Origin of the sequence: Shewanella sp. AC91-MNA-CIBAN-0169, assembly GCF_040310165.1 — a bacterium.
Taxonomy (GTDB): Bacteria; Pseudomonadota; Gammaproteobacteria; order Enterobacterales; family Shewanellaceae; genus Shewanella.
In genome coordinates, this window is the sequence record NZ_JBEOPM010000017.1 from 38137 (window position 1) to 55007 (window position 16871).

Annotated in this window: 15 protein-coding genes; 12 read left to right on the plus strand and 3 right to left on the minus strand. The window is 41.3% G+C overall.

Translation table 11 applies throughout. The features are described from left to right. Positions 1–12 precede the first annotated feature (12 nt). The 3 genes from AAEY98_RS14830 to purF all read left to right on the plus strand — a co-directional run bounded on the left by AAEY98_RS14830 (position 13) and on the right by purF (position 2834). On the plus strand, positions 13–645 hold the full coding sequence (locus AAEY98_RS14830) for an SPOR domain-containing protein (RefSeq protein ID WP_335691461.1): 633 nt from the start codon (positions 13–15) through the stop codon (positions 643–645). 152 nt (positions 646–797) lie between these two features. Next, positions 798–1286, plus strand: a complete 489-nt coding sequence (locus tag AAEY98_RS14835) for a CvpA family protein (RefSeq protein ID WP_101086721.1) — start codon at positions 798–800, stop codon at positions 1284–1286. A gap of 33 nt (positions 1287–1319) precedes the next feature. Continuing rightward, positions 1320–2834, plus strand: coding sequence for an amidophosphoribosyltransferase (purF, locus tag AAEY98_RS14840; RefSeq protein ID WP_011636872.1), 1515 nt, complete (start codon positions 1320–1322; stop codon positions 2832–2834). Positions 2835–3161: 327 nt separating this feature from the next. Here the strand turns inward: purF and AAEY98_RS14845 are convergent, their stop codons facing one another. Then, positions 3162–3659, minus strand: coding sequence for a helix-turn-helix transcriptional regulator (locus AAEY98_RS14845; protein WP_101086722.1), 498 nt, complete (start codon positions 3657–3659; stop codon positions 3162–3164). A 187-nt stretch (positions 3660–3846) separates the two neighbouring features. On the opposite strand from AAEY98_RS14845, the gene AAEY98_RS14850 reads away from it, so the two are divergent. The 5 genes from AAEY98_RS14850 (at position 3847) to AAEY98_RS14870 (ending at position 9990) form a co-directional block, all read left to right on the plus strand. Then, positions 3847–5088 carry a metal transporter gene (locus tag AAEY98_RS14850; RefSeq protein ID WP_335691465.1) on the plus strand — a complete coding sequence of 414 codons (1242 nt, stop codon included), beginning with the start codon at positions 3847–3849 and terminating at the stop codon, positions 5086–5088. Then, positions 5085–6116, plus strand: coding sequence for an efflux RND transporter periplasmic adaptor subunit (locus AAEY98_RS14855; RefSeq protein ID WP_351011007.1), 1032 nt, complete (start codon positions 5085–5087; stop codon positions 6114–6116). Before AAEY98_RS14850 ends, AAEY98_RS14855 begins: the two co-directional genes overlap by 4 nt. A gap of 1 nt (position 6117) precedes the next feature. Next, on the plus strand, positions 6118–9171 hold the full coding sequence (locus AAEY98_RS14860) for an efflux RND transporter permease subunit (RefSeq protein ID WP_101086725.1): 3054 nt from the start codon (positions 6118–6120) through the stop codon (positions 9169–9171). Then, entirely contained in the window at positions 9168–9473 is a 306-nt protein-coding gene (locus tag AAEY98_RS14865) for a DUF3240 family protein (protein ID WP_101086726.1), read from the plus strand. The genes AAEY98_RS14860 and AAEY98_RS14865 overlap by 4 nt, the downstream gene beginning before the upstream one ends. A 97-nt stretch (positions 9474–9570) precedes the next feature. After that, on the plus strand, positions 9571–9990 hold the full coding sequence (locus tag AAEY98_RS14870) for a hypothetical protein (protein ID WP_101086727.1): 420 nt from the start codon (positions 9571–9573) through the stop codon (positions 9988–9990). Positions 9991–10140: 150 nt separating this feature from the next. Here AAEY98_RS14870 and AAEY98_RS14875 read toward each other — a convergent pair whose 3' ends face one another. Then, positions 10141–10848: a tRNA (adenine(22)-N(1))-methyltransferase gene (locus AAEY98_RS14875; protein WP_351017883.1), complete on the minus strand. Its 708-nt coding sequence runs from the start codon at positions 10846–10848 to the stop codon at positions 10141–10143. Positions 10849–11019: 171 nt separating this feature from the next. Between AAEY98_RS14875 and AAEY98_RS14880 the strand changes: the two genes are divergently transcribed. Further along, complete coding sequence (locus AAEY98_RS14880) at positions 11020–12981, plus strand: DNA topoisomerase III (protein ID WP_101086729.1); 1962 nt, start codon at positions 11020–11022, stop codon at positions 12979–12981. Between the two features lie 170 nt (positions 12982–13151). Then, the gene (gene msrA / locus AAEY98_RS14885) at positions 13152–13745 is read left to right on the plus strand and encodes a peptide-methionine (S)-S-oxide reductase MsrA (protein WP_351017887.1); all 594 of its coding nucleotides are present in this window, start codon (positions 13152–13154) and stop codon (positions 13743–13745) included. A 610-nt stretch (positions 13746–14355) separates the two neighbouring features. Here the strand turns inward: msrA and AAEY98_RS14890 are convergent. Further along, positions 14356–15291 carry a LysR family transcriptional regulator gene (locus AAEY98_RS14890; protein WP_350979459.1) on the minus strand — a complete coding sequence of 312 codons (936 nt, stop codon included), beginning with the start codon at positions 15289–15291 and terminating at the stop codon, positions 14356–14358. Positions 15292–15413: 122 nt separating this feature from the next. Between AAEY98_RS14890 and AAEY98_RS14895 the strand changes: the two genes are divergently transcribed. Together AAEY98_RS14895 and AAEY98_RS14900 are read left to right on the plus strand one after the other, a co-directional pair. Beyond that, positions 15414–16439 carry a zinc-binding alcohol dehydrogenase family protein gene (locus AAEY98_RS14895; protein WP_101086732.1) on the plus strand — a complete coding sequence of 342 codons (1026 nt, stop codon included), beginning with the start codon at positions 15414–15416 and terminating at the stop codon, positions 16437–16439. Between the two features lie 79 nt (positions 16440–16518). Then, on the plus strand, positions 16519–16809 hold the full coding sequence (locus tag AAEY98_RS14900) for a putative quinol monooxygenase (RefSeq protein ID WP_162023430.1): 291 nt from the start codon (positions 16519–16521) through the stop codon (positions 16807–16809). Positions 16810–16871: the final 62 nt, after the last annotated feature.

The following is a 16871-nucleotide window of genomic DNA, read 5'->3' on the forward strand; positions in this document are numbered from 1 at the left end:
AGGGAATTAGCTTTGAATCGTCAATTTCAAAATCGTTTGGTGGGTACCATCGTATTAGTGGCCTTAGGCGTGATTTTTTTACCCGACTTATTAGACGGTAAAAAAACGCAAGTGGTTGAGGAGTTCACTGAAATTCCTTTACGTCAAACTCAGCCAAGTGCTTCCAATAAAGTTAATTCTGACAATACCGCTGAACCAGTAGAAGAATTTCAAGTGTTAACGATTGCTGAACCACAAGATCTCAGTAACGATATCGTTGCATTAGGGGGAGCTGAACCGAACAAAGAGCCGACCAAAGAAGTCAGCCAAGCTGTTAAGCCGCCAGCTCCAGCTCCAGTTACAGTGGCAGTTAAAAAGCCTGAAACCCAGGTTGCAAATAAAGTGAAATCACCTATTACTGCTGGTTTTACATTGCAGTTAGGCGGGTTTAATAATATTACCAATGTAAAAGCGTTGATTGCTCAACTGCGAAAAGCGGGGTTTAACGCTTATACACTGCCTAAATTACCCGTTGAAGGGAAACTAACCCGAGTATTTGTTGGCCCTGAAGTTTCAGAAGAAAAACTTAAAGCTCGTCAGCAACCTATATTCAAATTAACCGGATTAAAAGGCAAAATCGTAGCCTATAATCCACAGGAACAATAACCTCTTCAGACGGTATTTTGCGTGCGTGATTAATATTTACAATTTGATTGTTCTTAATCACGCAAGAATAATTTGTGCAATCAGAGGTGAGAAACATCTCTGTCTCTGTTAGAATCCCGCCGTCTTGAACCCTATACCGGATCCCCATCTCCATGGTTTGGATTGATTACGCAATAATTATTGTCATCGGGTTATCAACTATTATTAGTTTGATCCGCGGATTTGCCAAAGAAGCCATGTCTCTTGTGGTTTGGTTTGCCGCTTTCTTTATCGCTAGCCAGTTTTATCTTGATCTTGCAGCTCATTTAACCCAAATGCAGGACGAGTTAGTTAGAAATGGTGTGGCGATTGCTATTCTTTTTATCATTACCCTGATCATAGGGGCACTCGTTAATTATTTATTAGGCCAGTTAGTGGCTAAAACCGGATTATCGGGCACAGACCGTGTTTTAGGCCTGTGTTTTGGTGCCATTCGTGGCGCGTTAATCGTTAGTGCATTACTGTTTTTTATGGATGCTTTTACGGCATTCCCTGACACTAAATGGTGGCAGGACTCTGTTCTTGTACCTGAATTTGGCGTGGTTATTCAGTGGTTTTTTAACTACCTTGAAAATACCTCTAGCTTTGTACCCAAAATATAAACATAAAACACTTTACAGTGAGGAACCTTACCCATGTGTGGTATCGTCGGAATAGTAGGAAAATCAACAGTTAATCAGACCATTTATGATGCGCTGACTGTGCTCCAACATCGTGGTCAAGACGCAGCAGGTATTGTGACGGTTGACATGAATGCGTTTCGTTTACGTAAAGCAAACGGCTTAGTCAAAGATGTGTTTGAACCTAAACATATGCAGCGTTTACAAGGCAATGCCGGTATTGGACATGTTCGTTATCCTACCGCTGGCAGCTCGAGTGCATCAGAGGCACAACCGTTTTATGTTAACTCGCCATTTGGTATTTCGTTAGCACATAACGGTAACTTGACTAATACGATTGAACTGGCTGCAAGCTTGGTCACAAAGCGTCGTCATGTTAACACCACCTCAGACTCAGAAATCTTGTTAAATCTGTTAGCCGATGAGTTACAAGAAACGCGCAGTTTAACCTTAAGTGCCGATGAAGTGTTTGATGCAGTTGCTAAAGTGCATGCGCAAACTCGTGGTGCTTACGCGGTAGTTGCGATGATTATTGGCCAAGGTTTAGTGGCCTTTCGCGACCCATTTGGTATTCGTCCTTTGGTATTGGGTAAACACGAAACTGCAACGGGTACTGAGTACATGGTTGCTTCTGAAAGTGTTGCTTTAGACGCTGTTGGTTTTGAAGTGATGCGTGACGTAGCACCTGGTGAGGCTGTTTATATTTCACTTGATGGACAATTGTTTACCCGTCAATGTGCAGCAGACCCAAGCTATGCGCCATGTATTTTCGAATTCGTGTATTTTGCACGTCCAGATTCGAGCATTGATAAAGTGTCTGTTTATGCAAGCCGTGTAAACATGGGCGCTAAGTTAGGCGAAAAAATTAAGAAAGAATGGGAAGATCACGACATTGATGTTGTTATTCCTATTCCTGAGACCTCGTGTGATATCGCATTAGAAATTGCACGTTGCATGGATTTACCGTACCGCCAAGGTTTTGTGAAAAATCGTTATATTGGTCGTACATTTATTATGCCTGGTCAGCTAGAGCGTAAAAAATCTGTACGTCGTAAACTGAATGCGATTAATACCGAGTTTAAAGGTAAAAACGTATTATTGGTTGATGATTCGATTGTTCGTGGTACTACGTCTGAACAGATCATTGAAATGGCGCGTGAAGCCGGTGCAAAGAAAGTGTATTTTGCTTCAGCGGCACCTGAAATTCGTTTCCCGAATGTGTATGGTATTGATATGCCGACGTCTAATGAGCTTATCGCTCATGGTCGTGATGCTGACGAAATTGCCAAAATCATTGGTGCCGATGGTATTATTTTCCAAGACTTAAGCGACTTAATTGAAGCGGTAAGAATGGAAAATCCAGAGATTAAGCGTTTCGAAACATCAGTATTCGACGGTCATTATATTACCAACGACGTTGACCAAGCTTACTTGGATCATTTAACGCAATTACGTAATGATGATGCTAAAGCCAATCGCTCAAAAGACATTGGTACTAACTTAGAAATGCACAACGAGTGTCATCCATAAGTTAACCGGCCTTGTTAGCAATATTTGTTAACAACAAAAAACCAGCATGAAAATGCTGGTTTTTTTATGGGTTTAAATCATTAAATCATTAAATCATTAAATCATTAAATCATTAAATCATTAAATCATTAAATCATTAAATCATTAAGTCAAAAGTCAAAAGTCAAAAATGGATCCCTCCCAATAAGGCATTTAAGCCGGGATCTAAGCATGTGCGGATAATGAAGACAAAGGGCAAAAGCTAAAATAATGATGCTGACTACTACGTTATTCACCCTGTAATATTTTTTAAGCAGGGACCTATATATTTTTTGGGCTTAGTGAGTATTACTCTTGAATAAAATCTTCCATAAACCAGGCGCACAGGGTGTGGCGGCCGTCAACTTGTGCTTTGCTGTAAATTGTTGATGCTTGTTGGCGGACCGTTTTTTCTTTGGTGAGTCGTACCTCGGCAATTTCTTTAAAGCTGAGGCCTTTCAACAGTAATAAAGCGACTTGTTGTTCACTTTTTGTAAACTGCCATGCATCGAATTGTGTTGCGATTGTTATGCTATATTCTTGTCTTGCAGATCGCATTTGTGCTGACATGTGATCGATTTCTTTATCCGCTTTTTTAAGTTTCGATTTGAGTGCTTTGACTTGGCGAGAACTGCGGATCAGGTCATAACCTAAAAAAATACTCGCTGCAATCGTTAACAATACCAGCATGGCTTCTTGGGCAATGTGCCAAGCGGGAATGTCCAGTTGAAAATCGGCAAATATGTCGAACAACTTAAACAAGGTGATTAGCAGTAGCAGTATAATAATGAATACATCTTTTCTCATGACAGCGGTCCAAAAATGAGTGTGTTACGTAAATAAAACTAAAAAGGGTAAGTGATTACGCATTAAAATCATGAGTTTACATTATGGTACATATGTACCATAGCGACATTTATGATACATACTCCCCATGTGTTCTCTACCTAAAGATAATAGTCTAACTATATCTTTTGGGTTAGTGAAATCACATATGTCTGCCGTGAAGTTTAGTATCAAAATATGTCTTATTATTGCGTTAGCGATTAGCTCTTATAGCTATGGCGCTACAAGCAATGACCTGTCACCACTGTTGCAGTTAAGTCAAACGCGATTAAACAAGACCACCTTTAATGCCATGCCACTCAACGATAACCGCTCAGTACAATTGAGCAGTTCGACTTGGTTGACAGGCTTACCGAGCATTAGTTTAAGTTACCTAGGCGATCTGGATAATAGTAACATTTATGAACAAGAAGTATCACTTAACTTACCCATTAAATCTTTTAGTTTGCACCAAAGCGATAACAAATTAAAACGGTTAACAAGCTCTCTGCTTGAGCAACAGGTGGCACTTCAAAAATTATATTTATCTGGTTTGCTTAGACAAAGCATGTGGGATTTCCGCATCGCTTTAGTTAAGTCTAACCAACTGCAACGTAAAGCATCACTATTAGAACAGTTACATGTGCAGCAAAAACAACTGTCTGCAGCGGGTGAGTTTCCTAAAGTCAATTTATTGCTATTAGATCGTGAACGCGTGGATATTGATTTAGCGCAGATTGAACTAAAACAGCAACAAGATGAAGCAATGGCATTATTTCAATCACTCACAGGTTTGAGTGAGATCCCCGAAAATATAGAAGAAAGTGGCCATAATATGGCTGAATTAGACGTGCAATCTATTCATGGTGCTGATGTGGTATTGATGCAGCATCCTTTGTGGCAATTACAGTCGCTGCAACAACAGTTTCAAGACGTCATGATGACAAGCCAGCAAGCGGGTGAACAAGATCCGTGGACTGTGTCATTAACCGCAAAGGAAACGGCTGGTGATCTCTCTAACGACCAGCATTTAGGTGTTGGGATCAGTATTCCACTCGGTTTTGGCTCTGCTTTATCTCAACGTGAGCTGTCGGTTTGGCAGAAAGATTATCAAGATCAACGCATCAATAGCGAAAGACTTTATCTGGAACTCAAAAATCAATCACAAAAGCTGTTATTACAGCAGCATAATCTCAGAAAACAGCAGGCCTTGTTACAACGAGGGGTATCACTGAGTCGCACCATCACTGAAGATTTGGCCAAGGTAAAAGACCAAAACCAAATGGGTTATGAAATTTGGTTACGCCGCTACATGGATGCATTGGATACTGAATCACGTTTAGCACTTAACCAAGTGGCCCAGCAACAACTTCATTCTCAGCAACTGCAAGCTTTAGGGATTTCATTATGATGGCCAAATTTGGCACCAGCCTTTTATGTATCACAATCGGTTTATCATCGGCGTTTGTTCGTGCTGAAACCATATCTCTTAGCGAGTTAGGTCACTTAGACGTGAGTTATATGTCGCCTAAAAAAGTGGCCAGTTATGAAGGTAGTCCTCTTCCTGCACAAATAGCCCGTTTACCCGGTAACGATTATTGGGTTATGACGCCTGAAAATATTCAGCAAGTGACGTTTTTAGTGGGGCAGGGGCAAGTTGTCACCAAAGACCAAGCCATTGTCAGATTAACTGGACCAGAAGTGTTTCATTTTTTAGCTCAAATAGAGGCGGCCAAAAGCCTATACGACCTAGCTAAACAGCGTTATGACCGTAATCTGCCTTTATTAAAAAATGGCAGCATTGGCTCAGATAAGTGGCGCGAGATCAGCCAAGATTACTTTAGTGCTCACCTTGAATACGAACACATGCAGCACTTTATGGAGATGGTGCAAAGCATTGATGCAAATACTGAATCGCTGGTGGTCATGGCTCCTGTGGCGGGCATTGTTAATCTTAATTATCTCAATAGCCCCTACAGTGCTGGGGTGCAATTATTCTCGCTTATTCCTACCGATAGTATTCGGGTGAAAGTCAGTGTGCCTATGAGTCAGTCAACCTCGTTATCTGCGGTGAACATTAATCAATGTCATATTGCCATTGATGAAGTGTCTGCAATTGCTGATGGGGTATTTTTAACTGCTTGGTCTACCCCTGTACCACAAACGTGCAATTTACTCTTAGGGCAACAAATTACTGTGATACCTGAATATCAAAAAGCCGTGTATTTGGTGCCTAAAATTAGTGTGTTCACTTGGCAACAAGATAGCCAGATTTTTACCCAAAAAGACCAAACATTGTCTTCATTGAGTATCGATGTATTAGGCTCTACTGCAGATGATTATATTGTCGCGAGTGATCAAGATTTGAGTCAAATTAAAGTGTTGTCTCAATCTGTCGCGGCAGTGAAAGGTATACTGCTTGGTTTAGGAGGCGAATAATATGCTCGCTTCTGTGATTCGTTTTTCACTAACTCAGCGCTTGTTTGTGTTGATCGTAGCGTTGATTTTAATGTTAGCGGGTACTCGTGCCTGGTTTAATATTCCTCTTGATGCCTTTCCTGATATTTCGCCTACGCAAGTGAAGATTATTTTAAAAGCACCGGGTATGACGCCTGAAGAAATTGAAGCGCAAATTACTGTACCGGTTGAAACAGAGCTTTTAGGGATCCCAAATCAAGCCATTTTACGCTCCACTACTAAGTATGCCATTAGTGATATTACCTTAGATTTTACTGAAGGAACTGATATCTATTGGGCTAGGCAGCAGGTCAGCGAGCGACTAGCGGCGGTATGGGACAGTTTTCCTGAAGGTGTCTCTGGTGGTGTGGCACCGATGAGTACGCCGTTAAGTGAAATCTTTATGTTTACACTTGAAAACCCTAACTTATCGTTAATGGAACGTCGGCAGTTGCTGGAATGGGAAGTCAGGCCCTTGCTGCGTACCGTTGCTGGTGTGGCTGATGTGAATATTTTAGGCGGCTACGCCAAAAGTTTTAGTATTAGTCCTAATCCTTCTGCCATGGCTGCCGCTGGCGTCAGTTTTGCAGATTTGCAACAGGCGATTACGGACAATAATCATAATGAAGGTGCCGGTAAATTAACCATTGGTACTGATACCATTATTGTGCGTTCAGAAGGGCGAGTCGATGATATAGATGAACTAAAACAGTTAGTGATTAAGGCGGATGATGCGCAAGTTTATCGCTTGATAGATTTAGCTGACGTACAGATTGGCCATTTAGCCCGCTATGGCGCGGTATCAAAAGACGGTGAAGAGGCGGCTGAAGCCTTAATTATTGCACTTAAAGATGCCAATACTGCCCAAGTAGTCACCAATATTAAAGCAAAGTTAGCGCAAATTAATACTTCGTTGCCTGAAGGCAGCGAGCTTAACGTTTTTTATGATCGTGCTAATTTAATTAATACCGCGATTGATACCATTTCAAGTGCGTTATTTGAAGCCGTGTTGTTAGTGATTGTATTACTAGCGCTGTTTTTAGGTAATGTCAGGGCCGCTTTAGTTGTGTCATTGTCTTTGCCTCTTGCGGCATTAATGACGTTTTTGATGATGGATTTATTTAATCTGTCAGCAAATTTAATGAGTCTAGGTGGCTTAGTCATCGCGATTGGTATGTTGGTTGATTCATCTGTGGTAGTGGTTGAGAACATGGTCAATCTTATTGCGACTAAGCAACGTTTGCCGCGTTTACACCTTATTTATCGTGCGACTAAAGATGTGGCTATTCCAGTTGTATCTGGCACTGTCATTGTGATGATTGTGTTTTCTCCCTTACTGACATTAACCGGCTTAGAGGGCAAATTATTTACGCCCGTGGCTGTTACGATTGTCTTTGCCATGTTATCGGCATTGGTGTTGTCGCTTACGGTTATTCCAGTCATTGCATCTTATCTGGTTAACGAAAAGTCTGCACAAGAGCCTAAAGCGATAGAGAAACTAAAAGCGGCTTATTTGAGCAGTTTAAAAAAGACGTTTACCTATAAAAAGCCGTTTATCATCGTGTCGTTTACGCTGTTAGTGGTGAGTTTAGGGCTATTTAGTCTTGTAGGTAAAACCTTTATGCCGACATTGGATGAAGGCGATATTATTTTACAGCTAGAAAAATCACCTTCTATTTCGCTTGAAGCGTCGATTGCTATCGACAAGCAAATTCAAATTACCTTGCTTGATAAGGTGCCAGAAATTAAACAAATGGTTGCGCGGACCGGTTCTGATGAAATTGGTTTAGATCCTATGGGGCTAAATGAAACCGATGTATTTTTGGAACTCGCACCGCGAGACGAGTGGCGCTTTGCTGACAAGACGCAACTGATTGATGCTATTCGCACTGAACTGCTTAATTTTCCTGGAGTAAATTTTAATTTTACTCAACCTATTCAGATGCGCGTCTCTGAAATGCTTACTGGCAGTATTGGTGATGTGGCCATCAAAGTCTTTGGCACCGATATTGATACACTTGGGCAATTAACGGCCCAAATTGAGCAGCTTGTCAGTGACACCAGTGGCAGTATCGATGTAAAAATGGCCATGATTGAGGGCAGTCCATTTATTAACTTAACCCTAGATAATGAGCTGGCACGTGGCTTTGGCATGAGCACCATGGAGTTTTCGCGGTATTTAAAAAGCCAACTTGAAGGTGTTGTTGTGACCGAAGTGCTGCAAGGTAAAAAGCGTACCCCAGTATTGATCGCCAATAATCAAGGCGGGTTGAGTAGTATTAATGAGCTGCAGAATCAGTTGTTGGTGATGCCTGATCATTCATTAAAACGTCTTACCGATATCGCTAAATTAACCTACAAAGAAGGCCCTATTTTAATTGAACGCGAACAAGGTGATCGTTTCTCGGTGATTACGACCAACGTGCAGGGCCGAGACATAGTCAGTTTTGTTGAAGAACTCAACGCGAAAATTGACGCTGAGGTTAAGTTACCTAGCGGTTACAGTGTCAGTTTTGGTGGCGAGTTTGAAAATCAACAACGTGCCACTAATAACCTATTACTGGTTATTCCCGTCGCCATTGCGCTTATTACTCTCATTTTGTTTACCACTTTTGGTTCGCTTGCTAAAGCGGGCTTGATTTTGGCTAACGTCCCCTTTGCTATGATGGGCGGGATCGTGAGCTTGTATGTTTCGGGCGAGTATTTATCTGTGCCTGCTTCGGTTGGTTTTATTGCATTACTCGGCGTAGCGGTACTTAACGGTGTGGTGATGGTGAGTTATTACGAGCAGACCAAACATGTCTTTAGCAGTTTATTGGCGCGAGTCGAGCAAGGTGCAGCAAGACGTTTACGACCTATTTTGATGACCGCCACGACAGCCATGTTTGGCTTGATGCCATTGGTGTTTGCATCGGGCCCTGGTGCTGAAATCCAAAAGCCATTGGCCATTGTTGTTATTGGCGGTTTGCTGACATCAACCATTACAACCCTTTATTTGTTACCAATCCTTTATTACTGGCTGGAGAAACGTCAATGATCACGGAGCAATTGTTAGTGCTGATCGCCCAAAATGATATTAAGGACGACATCGTTGATACCTTGATTGAGCTTGAGTTTTTATCTGGTTTTAGCCTAGGTAATATTTGCGGTTTTAGCCGCGAACACAGCCATTTTAATATCAAAGAGCAAGTTGAAGGCTACAGGGAATTTTGTAAGTTTGAAATTATGCATCCTGTGGATCATCAAGATGCGTTATTAGGTGCCTTGTCTGCGGTTTGTAAACATAATCCGTGTCGATATTGGATTACACCCATCATTCATACAGGCACTTTGTGCTAGCCGCAAAAGAAAAGTACTAAGTCGATAAAGGAAATCGTTGCTGTGTTTGGACCATGCGGTCAGCTCATTAAATTTAGTTATAAGAAAGGATATTGAAATGAGAGTTTATCGTTGCCTAACCATGATCTTTTTCGCTTTGCTGGTATCAAATAATATATATGCTAGTGAGCTTTCTGCGAATAATAGCGATGTGACGATTGAGTTTACTATCGAGCCTACGCGATCTTTGAAGGTAACGTTTGAAAGTAGTGTGACTTTGCATTCAATAGTCATTAGAAATAATGATGGTTATTTACTTAACTTAGATGTTCAAGTGCCAAAAGATCCTGGGACTATTTTTTATTTTAATCTTCCTAAGTTACCTCCAGCTAAGTATCTTGTTAGATGGAAAAGTCAGCTTAATGGTGGCCCAATAAGCCTTGGTGAAGCAACGTTAACCTTAAATGATGACACCTATCCACGGCCTTCTACTAAAAAACCAAAGTACGATATTTTACATAGAAAACTACATGGGTAGTCATACTGCAATTACGTCATTCCTGAGATGCAGCTGATCGGGAATCCAGCTCTTTATTGCAGGACGAAGTCCGTCCTTGTCATTTACGGCGTAGCGTCCTTGATACTTTATATACCCAGAAATGGACTGCCAATTGAAGCGTTTTAGGCATTATTTTAAAGCGATGTTTACCTGTTGATACTCTTTTAGTGCTTGAGAGGTGTTTCCTGAACGAGATTGATTGATGCGACTGTAGTGCGCAATCGTTTTAGCTAAATAACGCATAGCAATGTCTTGCTGTACAGCATCACTCGCTTGCCAAATTACACTGCCTATAGGGTCAATGTCTGTAAGCGGATCATTAGCAACATTCGCGGGGAGTTTGGGATCACGTCTGATATAAAGGATTTCGTAGAAACGACGGTTTTCTTCAATCAGTTTTTCGTCAATTAATTCACAATCAAGCTTGATAAGTTGTTGGCGTAACTCATATTGATGATGAACTGGACACAAGATAAAATCGATTTTTCGGTTCGAATATTGCTGGCAAAGTGACCTAACAAACTCGATCATCAAATCTCCACCCACTCCGGCAATAATCACTAAGGGTGTATGCTCATCTTGATCCAAAGGGATCGCTGACACATCAACACAATGTACCTGCCATTTTGGTTGGTTTTGCTGTGGGTAAAAACGTTCGAGCTTGGCGGTTAACTGCTGCATCAATGCTGGCACAATGTCGACGAAATGGATCATGGCTGCATGTCTGTCTAGCAACGCGGCGCCGAGTAATCCATGGTCGCAACAGCAATCCCAAATATGAGTGTAACCATTGGGGATCATCATGTTGATATGTGCTAAGCGGTGGCCGAGTTTCATCTGTTTGTCGTGTTTGGAAGTGAACCTGCGCATTGTAATGATTTAAGTGACTAAGTGGTTAATTATTTCATATTTGCAGCTTGGCGTATTTAACGCTAATCTATACTGTAAATTTATACAGTTAAGTGGCGCGGTTCATTTCATTGAATATTAGCGACCCAACAGTGGATTATGATTTTATATATTGCTGAAAAACCCAGTTTAGGTCGTGCTATTGCCGATGTTCTGCCAAAACCACATAAAAAAGGTGATGGCTTTATCACTGCTGCTAATGGTGATTGCGTGTCATGGTGTATTGGCCATTTGCTCGAACAAGCAGAACCGGACGCCTATGACGATGCATTTAAGTCATGGAAACTCGAACACCTTCCCATCGTGCCACAAACGTGGAAACTACAGCCAAAACCTAAAACACGCAGTCAACTTACGGTGTTACGAAAATTGGTCAAGCAAGCATCATCGATCATTAATGCTGGCGATCCAGACCGCGAAGGGCAGTTGCTGGTCGATGAAGTGATTTCTTATCTGGGTGTAAAAGGAGACAAGCTGAGTCAAGTTCAGCGCTTGTTAATCAGTGACTTAAACCCACAAGCGGTAAAACGTGCATTAGGGCAATTACGCAGTAACCGAGAGTTTATTCCATTATCGACCTCTGCATTGGCCCGCAGCCGTGCTGATTGGCTATATGGCATGAACATGACCCGAGCCTACACGATTCAAGGCCGTAAAGTCGGCTATCAAGGCGTGTTGTCGGTTGGTCGAGTACAAACACCGTTACTCGGGTTAGTGGTACGCCGCGATGATGAAATCGCTGATTTTACCCCTAAAGCATTTTACGAAGTATTAGCCCATTTATTGACAGACCAACAACAAGCATTCACCGCAAAATGGCAACCTAGCGAAGCATGTCAGCCATATATGGATGAAGACGGACGAGTATTAGCTAAAGGTTTAGCCGAAAATGTCGTTGCCCGTATCAATGGGAAACCAGCGGAAGTCACTAAAATTGAGGCTAAAGATAAGCGCCAAAACCCACCATTACCTTACAGCTTATCGGCACTGCAAATAGATGCAGCTAAACGTTTTGGCCTGTCAGCGAAAGAGGTACTGGATACTTGCCAAAGTTTGTATGAGCGCCACAAATTGATTACTTATCCGCGCTCAGACAGTCGCTATTTACCTAAAGATCAGCATGCTTTGGCGCCAAAAGTATTGGACGCCGTGCTCAAAGGCGCTTCAGGCTTAATTGAGGGTTGTGAGTCTCCTAATAGTAAACTTAAATCTAAAGCGTGGGATGACACTAAAGTAGATGCTCACCATGCGATAGTGCCAACTGAAAAGGTGGCTAATTTATCGACATTATCAAGCAACGAAGCTAAGTTATATCAACATGTGGCAAGGCAATATTTAGCCCAGTTCTATCCCGCTTATATCTATGCAGAAACCGCAGTTGAAGTGACCATTGCCGGTGGATTATTTACCACTAAAGCACGTCAAGATAAAACCTTAGGCTGGAAACAACTGTTTAAACGTTCTGCCACTGCAAATCAATCTAGTTCTAATTCAACTAGCAGCGACGACGACAATGAAGACGCGGTACAGTCTTTACCGCCACTGGTTAAAGGTCAAATTTTGCATTGTCAGCGTGGTGAATTACTACAGAAAATGACCCAAGCGCCGAAGCATTTTACCGATGCGACATTATTGGGCGCGATGACGGGTATTAGCCGTTATGTGACAAACAGCGAGATTAAAAAAATCCTTAAAGAAACCGATGGTTTAGGTACAGAGGCCACACGTGCAGGAATTATTGAATTGCTGTTTAAACGCGGTTATTTAATTCGCCAGGGTAAATCGATATTGGCCACCCCTGTGGGTACTGGCTTAATCCGCAGTTTACCCGAATCAGCAACCACGCCCGACATGACCGCATTATGGGAAAATAGCTTGGATGCTATCAGCCAAAAACGTTTAAAGTATGATGCTTTTATGCAGCCATTGTTGAGCCAATTAGATGGCCTCATCACTCAAGCATCGAGTCAATTACCCTCAGCATTACAAGGTGTTGCCAGTAGCGCGCCAAAGCGCAGTTTTAAAAAAACGTATAAAAAGAAGGCTAAAGCGAAAAGCTAAATTGGCAAGAGTTACTTGCATTACAGTCTAGGTATTTCGGAAATATAACTGTGTTAACTCACCATTAGGAACTTTGTAAATGTCATTGTGAACTTTTAAACCATTAAGTTCATATAGTAGATATTTACAGACAAACATACTAATAACCTAGGAAAATAAAGGAGAGTGTTATGAAAAGCACACTAGTGTTAACGATATTTGCAGCAAGTTTATTGTCTTATGCATCTAATGCCACAGCAGATAAAACCATTTTAGCTGGTGGATGTTTTTGGTGTATGGAATCAGATTTTGAAAAGCTTGATGGCGTAACCGATGTGGTCTCAGGATTTACTGGCGGAAACATCAAAGACCCTACCTATAATGGTAACCACAGTGGTCATTATGAAGCGGTTGAAATAACATACGATCCTAGCAAAGTGAGTTACACCGAGCTGTTAGAACATTACTGGGTGAACATTGACCCTTTTGATGCAAGCGGACAGTTTTGCGATAAAGGTTCTAGCTATTTAAGCGCGATTTTCGTGGCAAATGACACCGAACGACAAATTGCACAACAGTCTAAAAGTGACATTGAAAAGCAATTTCCTAATAGTAAAGTTGTGACGCCTATTTTAAATGCTTCAATTTTTTATCCTATAAAAGGCGATGAAAGTTATCATCAGGATTACTATAAGAACAACCCAATTCGCTATAATGCTTATCGCTGGAATTGTGGCAGAGACAAAAGATTAAATGAAATTTGGGGTGATAAAGCGACACATTAGGCTTAATTTATGGCAGCCGCTACTTGTATTTTGGCGCTTCAGGTACCCCCCATACAAAAGCAAAGGGGTATGAAGGTTGCGAAGAATTTGATTGTGAAAAAGAATGTGAGTGTGAAAAAAAGTTAGAGTGTGAAAAAGAGTTAAACCCTTTAGAAAAAGCACTTTTTGAATTAATCGTTTTTTAGGGTTATGTTGGCGTATAACAACATAACAAAAATATTATTTGCAGGCAGGCAGGCAGGCAGGCTTAGGCACCGACTTGCCGCAGCTACTTGTATTATCACTATTCAATTGAATTATGATTTTATACTGAATCAAATAAAACAAGGAATAGAATTAATGAAAGATTCAAGGAATGAAATAGCGAAATACGGCATAACCTTTGGAACAGCGTTATCTATCGCTATTTCATGGAGTGTAAACAAGTCTGTTTTATGGGCGATTTTTCATGGTTTTTTATCTTGGTTTTATGTCATCTGGCACGTCGTTACGCGATAGTCTTTTGCTTCTTCAACGCTGGAGTTAGCGAACGTTAAAACGTTAATGCCGTAGGCCAGAATTGAATAAGGTTATCGGAATAATAATGAATAAGATGTCATAGTTAGTATTGTCAATCCAACACGCTTTTATCGAGTATGCCTTTCTCTATTAGTTGCAGTAAAATACTGCGAGTTTTGTCTTTAAGCATGTCACGCAGTAATCGCGCTGCGGGTGTAATAGATTGTCTGCTAGGAAATACCAACCAGAGTTCAGTGGATTTAACGGGATAGTCCGCCATTATCCTCACTAGGTTATTGGTCAGTAAGTCATGTGACATGTCTAAGCATGACTTAGCTGATATTCCTTTGCCATTAACGCACCAACGTCTAACTAAGTCTGCATCATTGGCAACCCGGTCACCGGATACTTTTACTTTAATACTGTTGTCAGCTTTGGTGAACTCCCAGATGTCGTGAGTTAAGTTTTGTAATTGATATAGCAGGGCATTATGTTCTGCCAATTCTTGTGGATGTGTTGGGGTGCCAAATTTATCAAGGTAAGTTTGTGATGCACAAATTAGCCTTGGCACATTACAAATTTTAAAGCCGTATAAATTAGCATCATTAGGTGAACCATAACGTAAAGCTAAATCGACAGCGTCGCGATAAAAGTCAACGTTGGCATCACTAATGCTGACTCTCAAACTCACTTTTGAATGAGTATCCATAAATTCATCAAGCCAAGGGATTACAATATTACGCCCCAGATCCGATGATATGGCTAAGCGTAAGTCACCATCAATAATGTCCAGCTCACCTTTCATGTTTTGCTTTGCTTGCTCCAGCATTAACATGGCTTGCTCACACTGCGGTATATACTTTTCGCCAGCGCTCGATAAACGAAGTTGCCGGGTGGTGCGAATAAAAAGTTCAACGCCTAAACTGGCTTCAACGCGTTTTAATGCAGCACTAGCGGTGGCGGTGCGCATGTCTAGATTGGTTGCCGCGGCAGTGATGCTGCGAAACTCTGCGACTTTAAGCACCACATAAAGGTCTTCTAATAACATGATTATCCATTTTTAATTGATAATGTTTCAATTATTATGCTGTTTATGGGAGATAAAACAAGCGCTAATATAGCCTCATCAAGTTTGAGCAACCTTATTTTATATATCACAGGAACAATCTTATGAAAGCTATTGGATATAAACAGTCTCTTGAAATTTCGAACCCAGAATCATTAATCGATGTGACATTGGATCAACCCATTGCAACAGGCCGTGATTTATTGATTAAAGTGAGTGCCATTGCAGTTAACCCTGCCGATTATAAAGTGCGCTTAAACATGCCACCGGCAGACGGTGAAGTAAAAGTGATTGGTTGGGACGCGGTTGGCGAAGTCATTGCAACGGGTGATAAGGCAAGTCAATTTAAACCGGGTGATGTGGTGTACTATGCTGGTGATATTACTCGCACAGGAAGTAACGCTGAATATCAGTTAGTAGATGAACGCTTAGTGGGCATGAAGCCTAAGAGTTTATCGAATGCAGAAGCTGCTGCACTACCTTTAACGGCGATAACAGCATGGGAATTGTTGTTTGAACATTTATCGATTAAGCAGCAAAGCCCTGGCGCTGTAGAGAAATCAAACGAAGTGATTTTGGTTGTTGGCGCAGCGGGTGGTGTGGGTTCTATATTTGTACAATTGGCTAAAGCCATTACGGGTGCAACCATTATTGGTACCGCATCACGTGCCAGCTCAAGTGAGTGGGTTAAGAAATTGGGTGCGGACTATGTTGTCGACCACACTAAACCGCTTGTTGCGCAAATAGCGGCATTAAACATTGGCCCTGTTACTCATGTTGCGAGTCTAAACAGCACCGATACTTATTTTGACAGTTACACAGAGTTATTAGCACCGTTTGGTAAGATTGCGATGATTGACGATCCAGTTGCGCTTGATGTGACTAAATTAAAGCTAAAGAGTTTGTCATTACATTGGGAGTTTATGTTTGCTCGTTCGATGTTTAACGCAGTCGATATGGATGAGCAGGGACGTTTACTTAACCGAGTAGCGGATCTTGTCGACCAAGGTTTTATTCAAACTACGTTAGGCCAGCACATGGGCGCAATAAATGCTGCAAATCTTCGTGCTGCACATGAGGCGTTAGAAGCTGGCCGTGCGATTGGTAAAATTGTGTTAGAAGGGTTTTAATTAAGACCTTAAATTATATTATTGAGTAATGTTAAATACTTATATTATCGAACACTTATATTATCGAACAGGAATCAACATGTCACATTTAACGATTGTAGCCAATATTAAAGCCAAAGCGGACAAAATTGAATTGGTGAAAACTGAGTTACTGAAGCTGATTGACGTTACACGCGCTGAACAAGGGTGTATTAGCTATGAATTACACCGAGACAATGACAACTCTGCTCACTTTATGTTTTATGAGACTTGGCAGACCCGTGAATTATGGCGTGTGCATATGGAAAATCAGCATTTAGCCGATTTTGTGGCTGCAACTCAAGGCGCTGTTGATGAATTTACGTTGAATGAAATGACCGTTATCGACTAGTTTTATTCAAGTTGGCGATTCAATTGAATGACATCCAAAAGCAGAACATAAAATGTTCTGCT

Coding starts and splice junctions, on each gene's coding strand:
- AAEY98_RS14880 (WP_101086729.1), top strand. CDS start 11,020: ATGATTTTATATATTGCTGAAAAACCCAGTTTAGGTCGTGCTATTGCC.
- AAEY98_RS14850 (WP_335691465.1), top strand. CDS start 3,847: ATGTCTGCCGTGAAGTTTAGTATCAAAATATGTCTTATTATTGCGTTA.
- AAEY98_RS14835 (WP_101086721.1), top strand. CDS start 798: ATGGTTTGGATTGATTACGCAATAATTATTGTCATCGGGTTATCAACT.
- msrA (WP_351017887.1), top strand. CDS start 13,152: ATGAAAAGCACACTAGTGTTAACGATATTTGCAGCAAGTTTATTGTCT.
- AAEY98_RS14870 (WP_101086727.1), top strand. CDS start 9,571: ATGAGAGTTTATCGTTGCCTAACCATGATCTTTTTCGCTTTGCTGGTA.
- AAEY98_RS14845 (WP_101086722.1), bottom strand. CDS start 3,659: ATGAGAAAAGATGTATTCATTATTATACTGCTACTGCTAATCACCTTG.
- purF (WP_011636872.1), top strand. CDS start 1,320: ATGTGTGGTATCGTCGGAATAGTAGGAAAATCAACAGTTAATCAGACC.
- AAEY98_RS14865 (WP_101086726.1), top strand. CDS start 9,168: ATGATCACGGAGCAATTGTTAGTGCTGATCGCCCAAAATGATATTAAG.
- AAEY98_RS14900 (WP_162023430.1), top strand. CDS start 16,519: ATGTCACATTTAACGATTGTAGCCAATATTAAAGCCAAAGCGGACAAA.
- AAEY98_RS14860 (WP_101086725.1), top strand. CDS start 6,118: ATGCTCGCTTCTGTGATTCGTTTTTCACTAACTCAGCGCTTGTTTGTG.
- AAEY98_RS14875 (WP_351017883.1), bottom strand. CDS start 10,848: ATGAAACTCGGCCACCGCTTAGCACATATCAACATGATGATCCCCAAT.
- AAEY98_RS14890 (WP_350979459.1), bottom strand. CDS start 15,291: ATGTTATTAGAAGACCTTTATGTGGTGCTTAAAGTCGCAGAGTTTCGC.
- AAEY98_RS14895 (WP_101086732.1), top strand. CDS start 15,414: ATGAAAGCTATTGGATATAAACAGTCTCTTGAAATTTCGAACCCAGAA.
- AAEY98_RS14855 (WP_351011007.1), top strand. CDS start 5,085: ATGATGGCCAAATTTGGCACCAGCCTTTTATGTATCACAATCGGTTTA.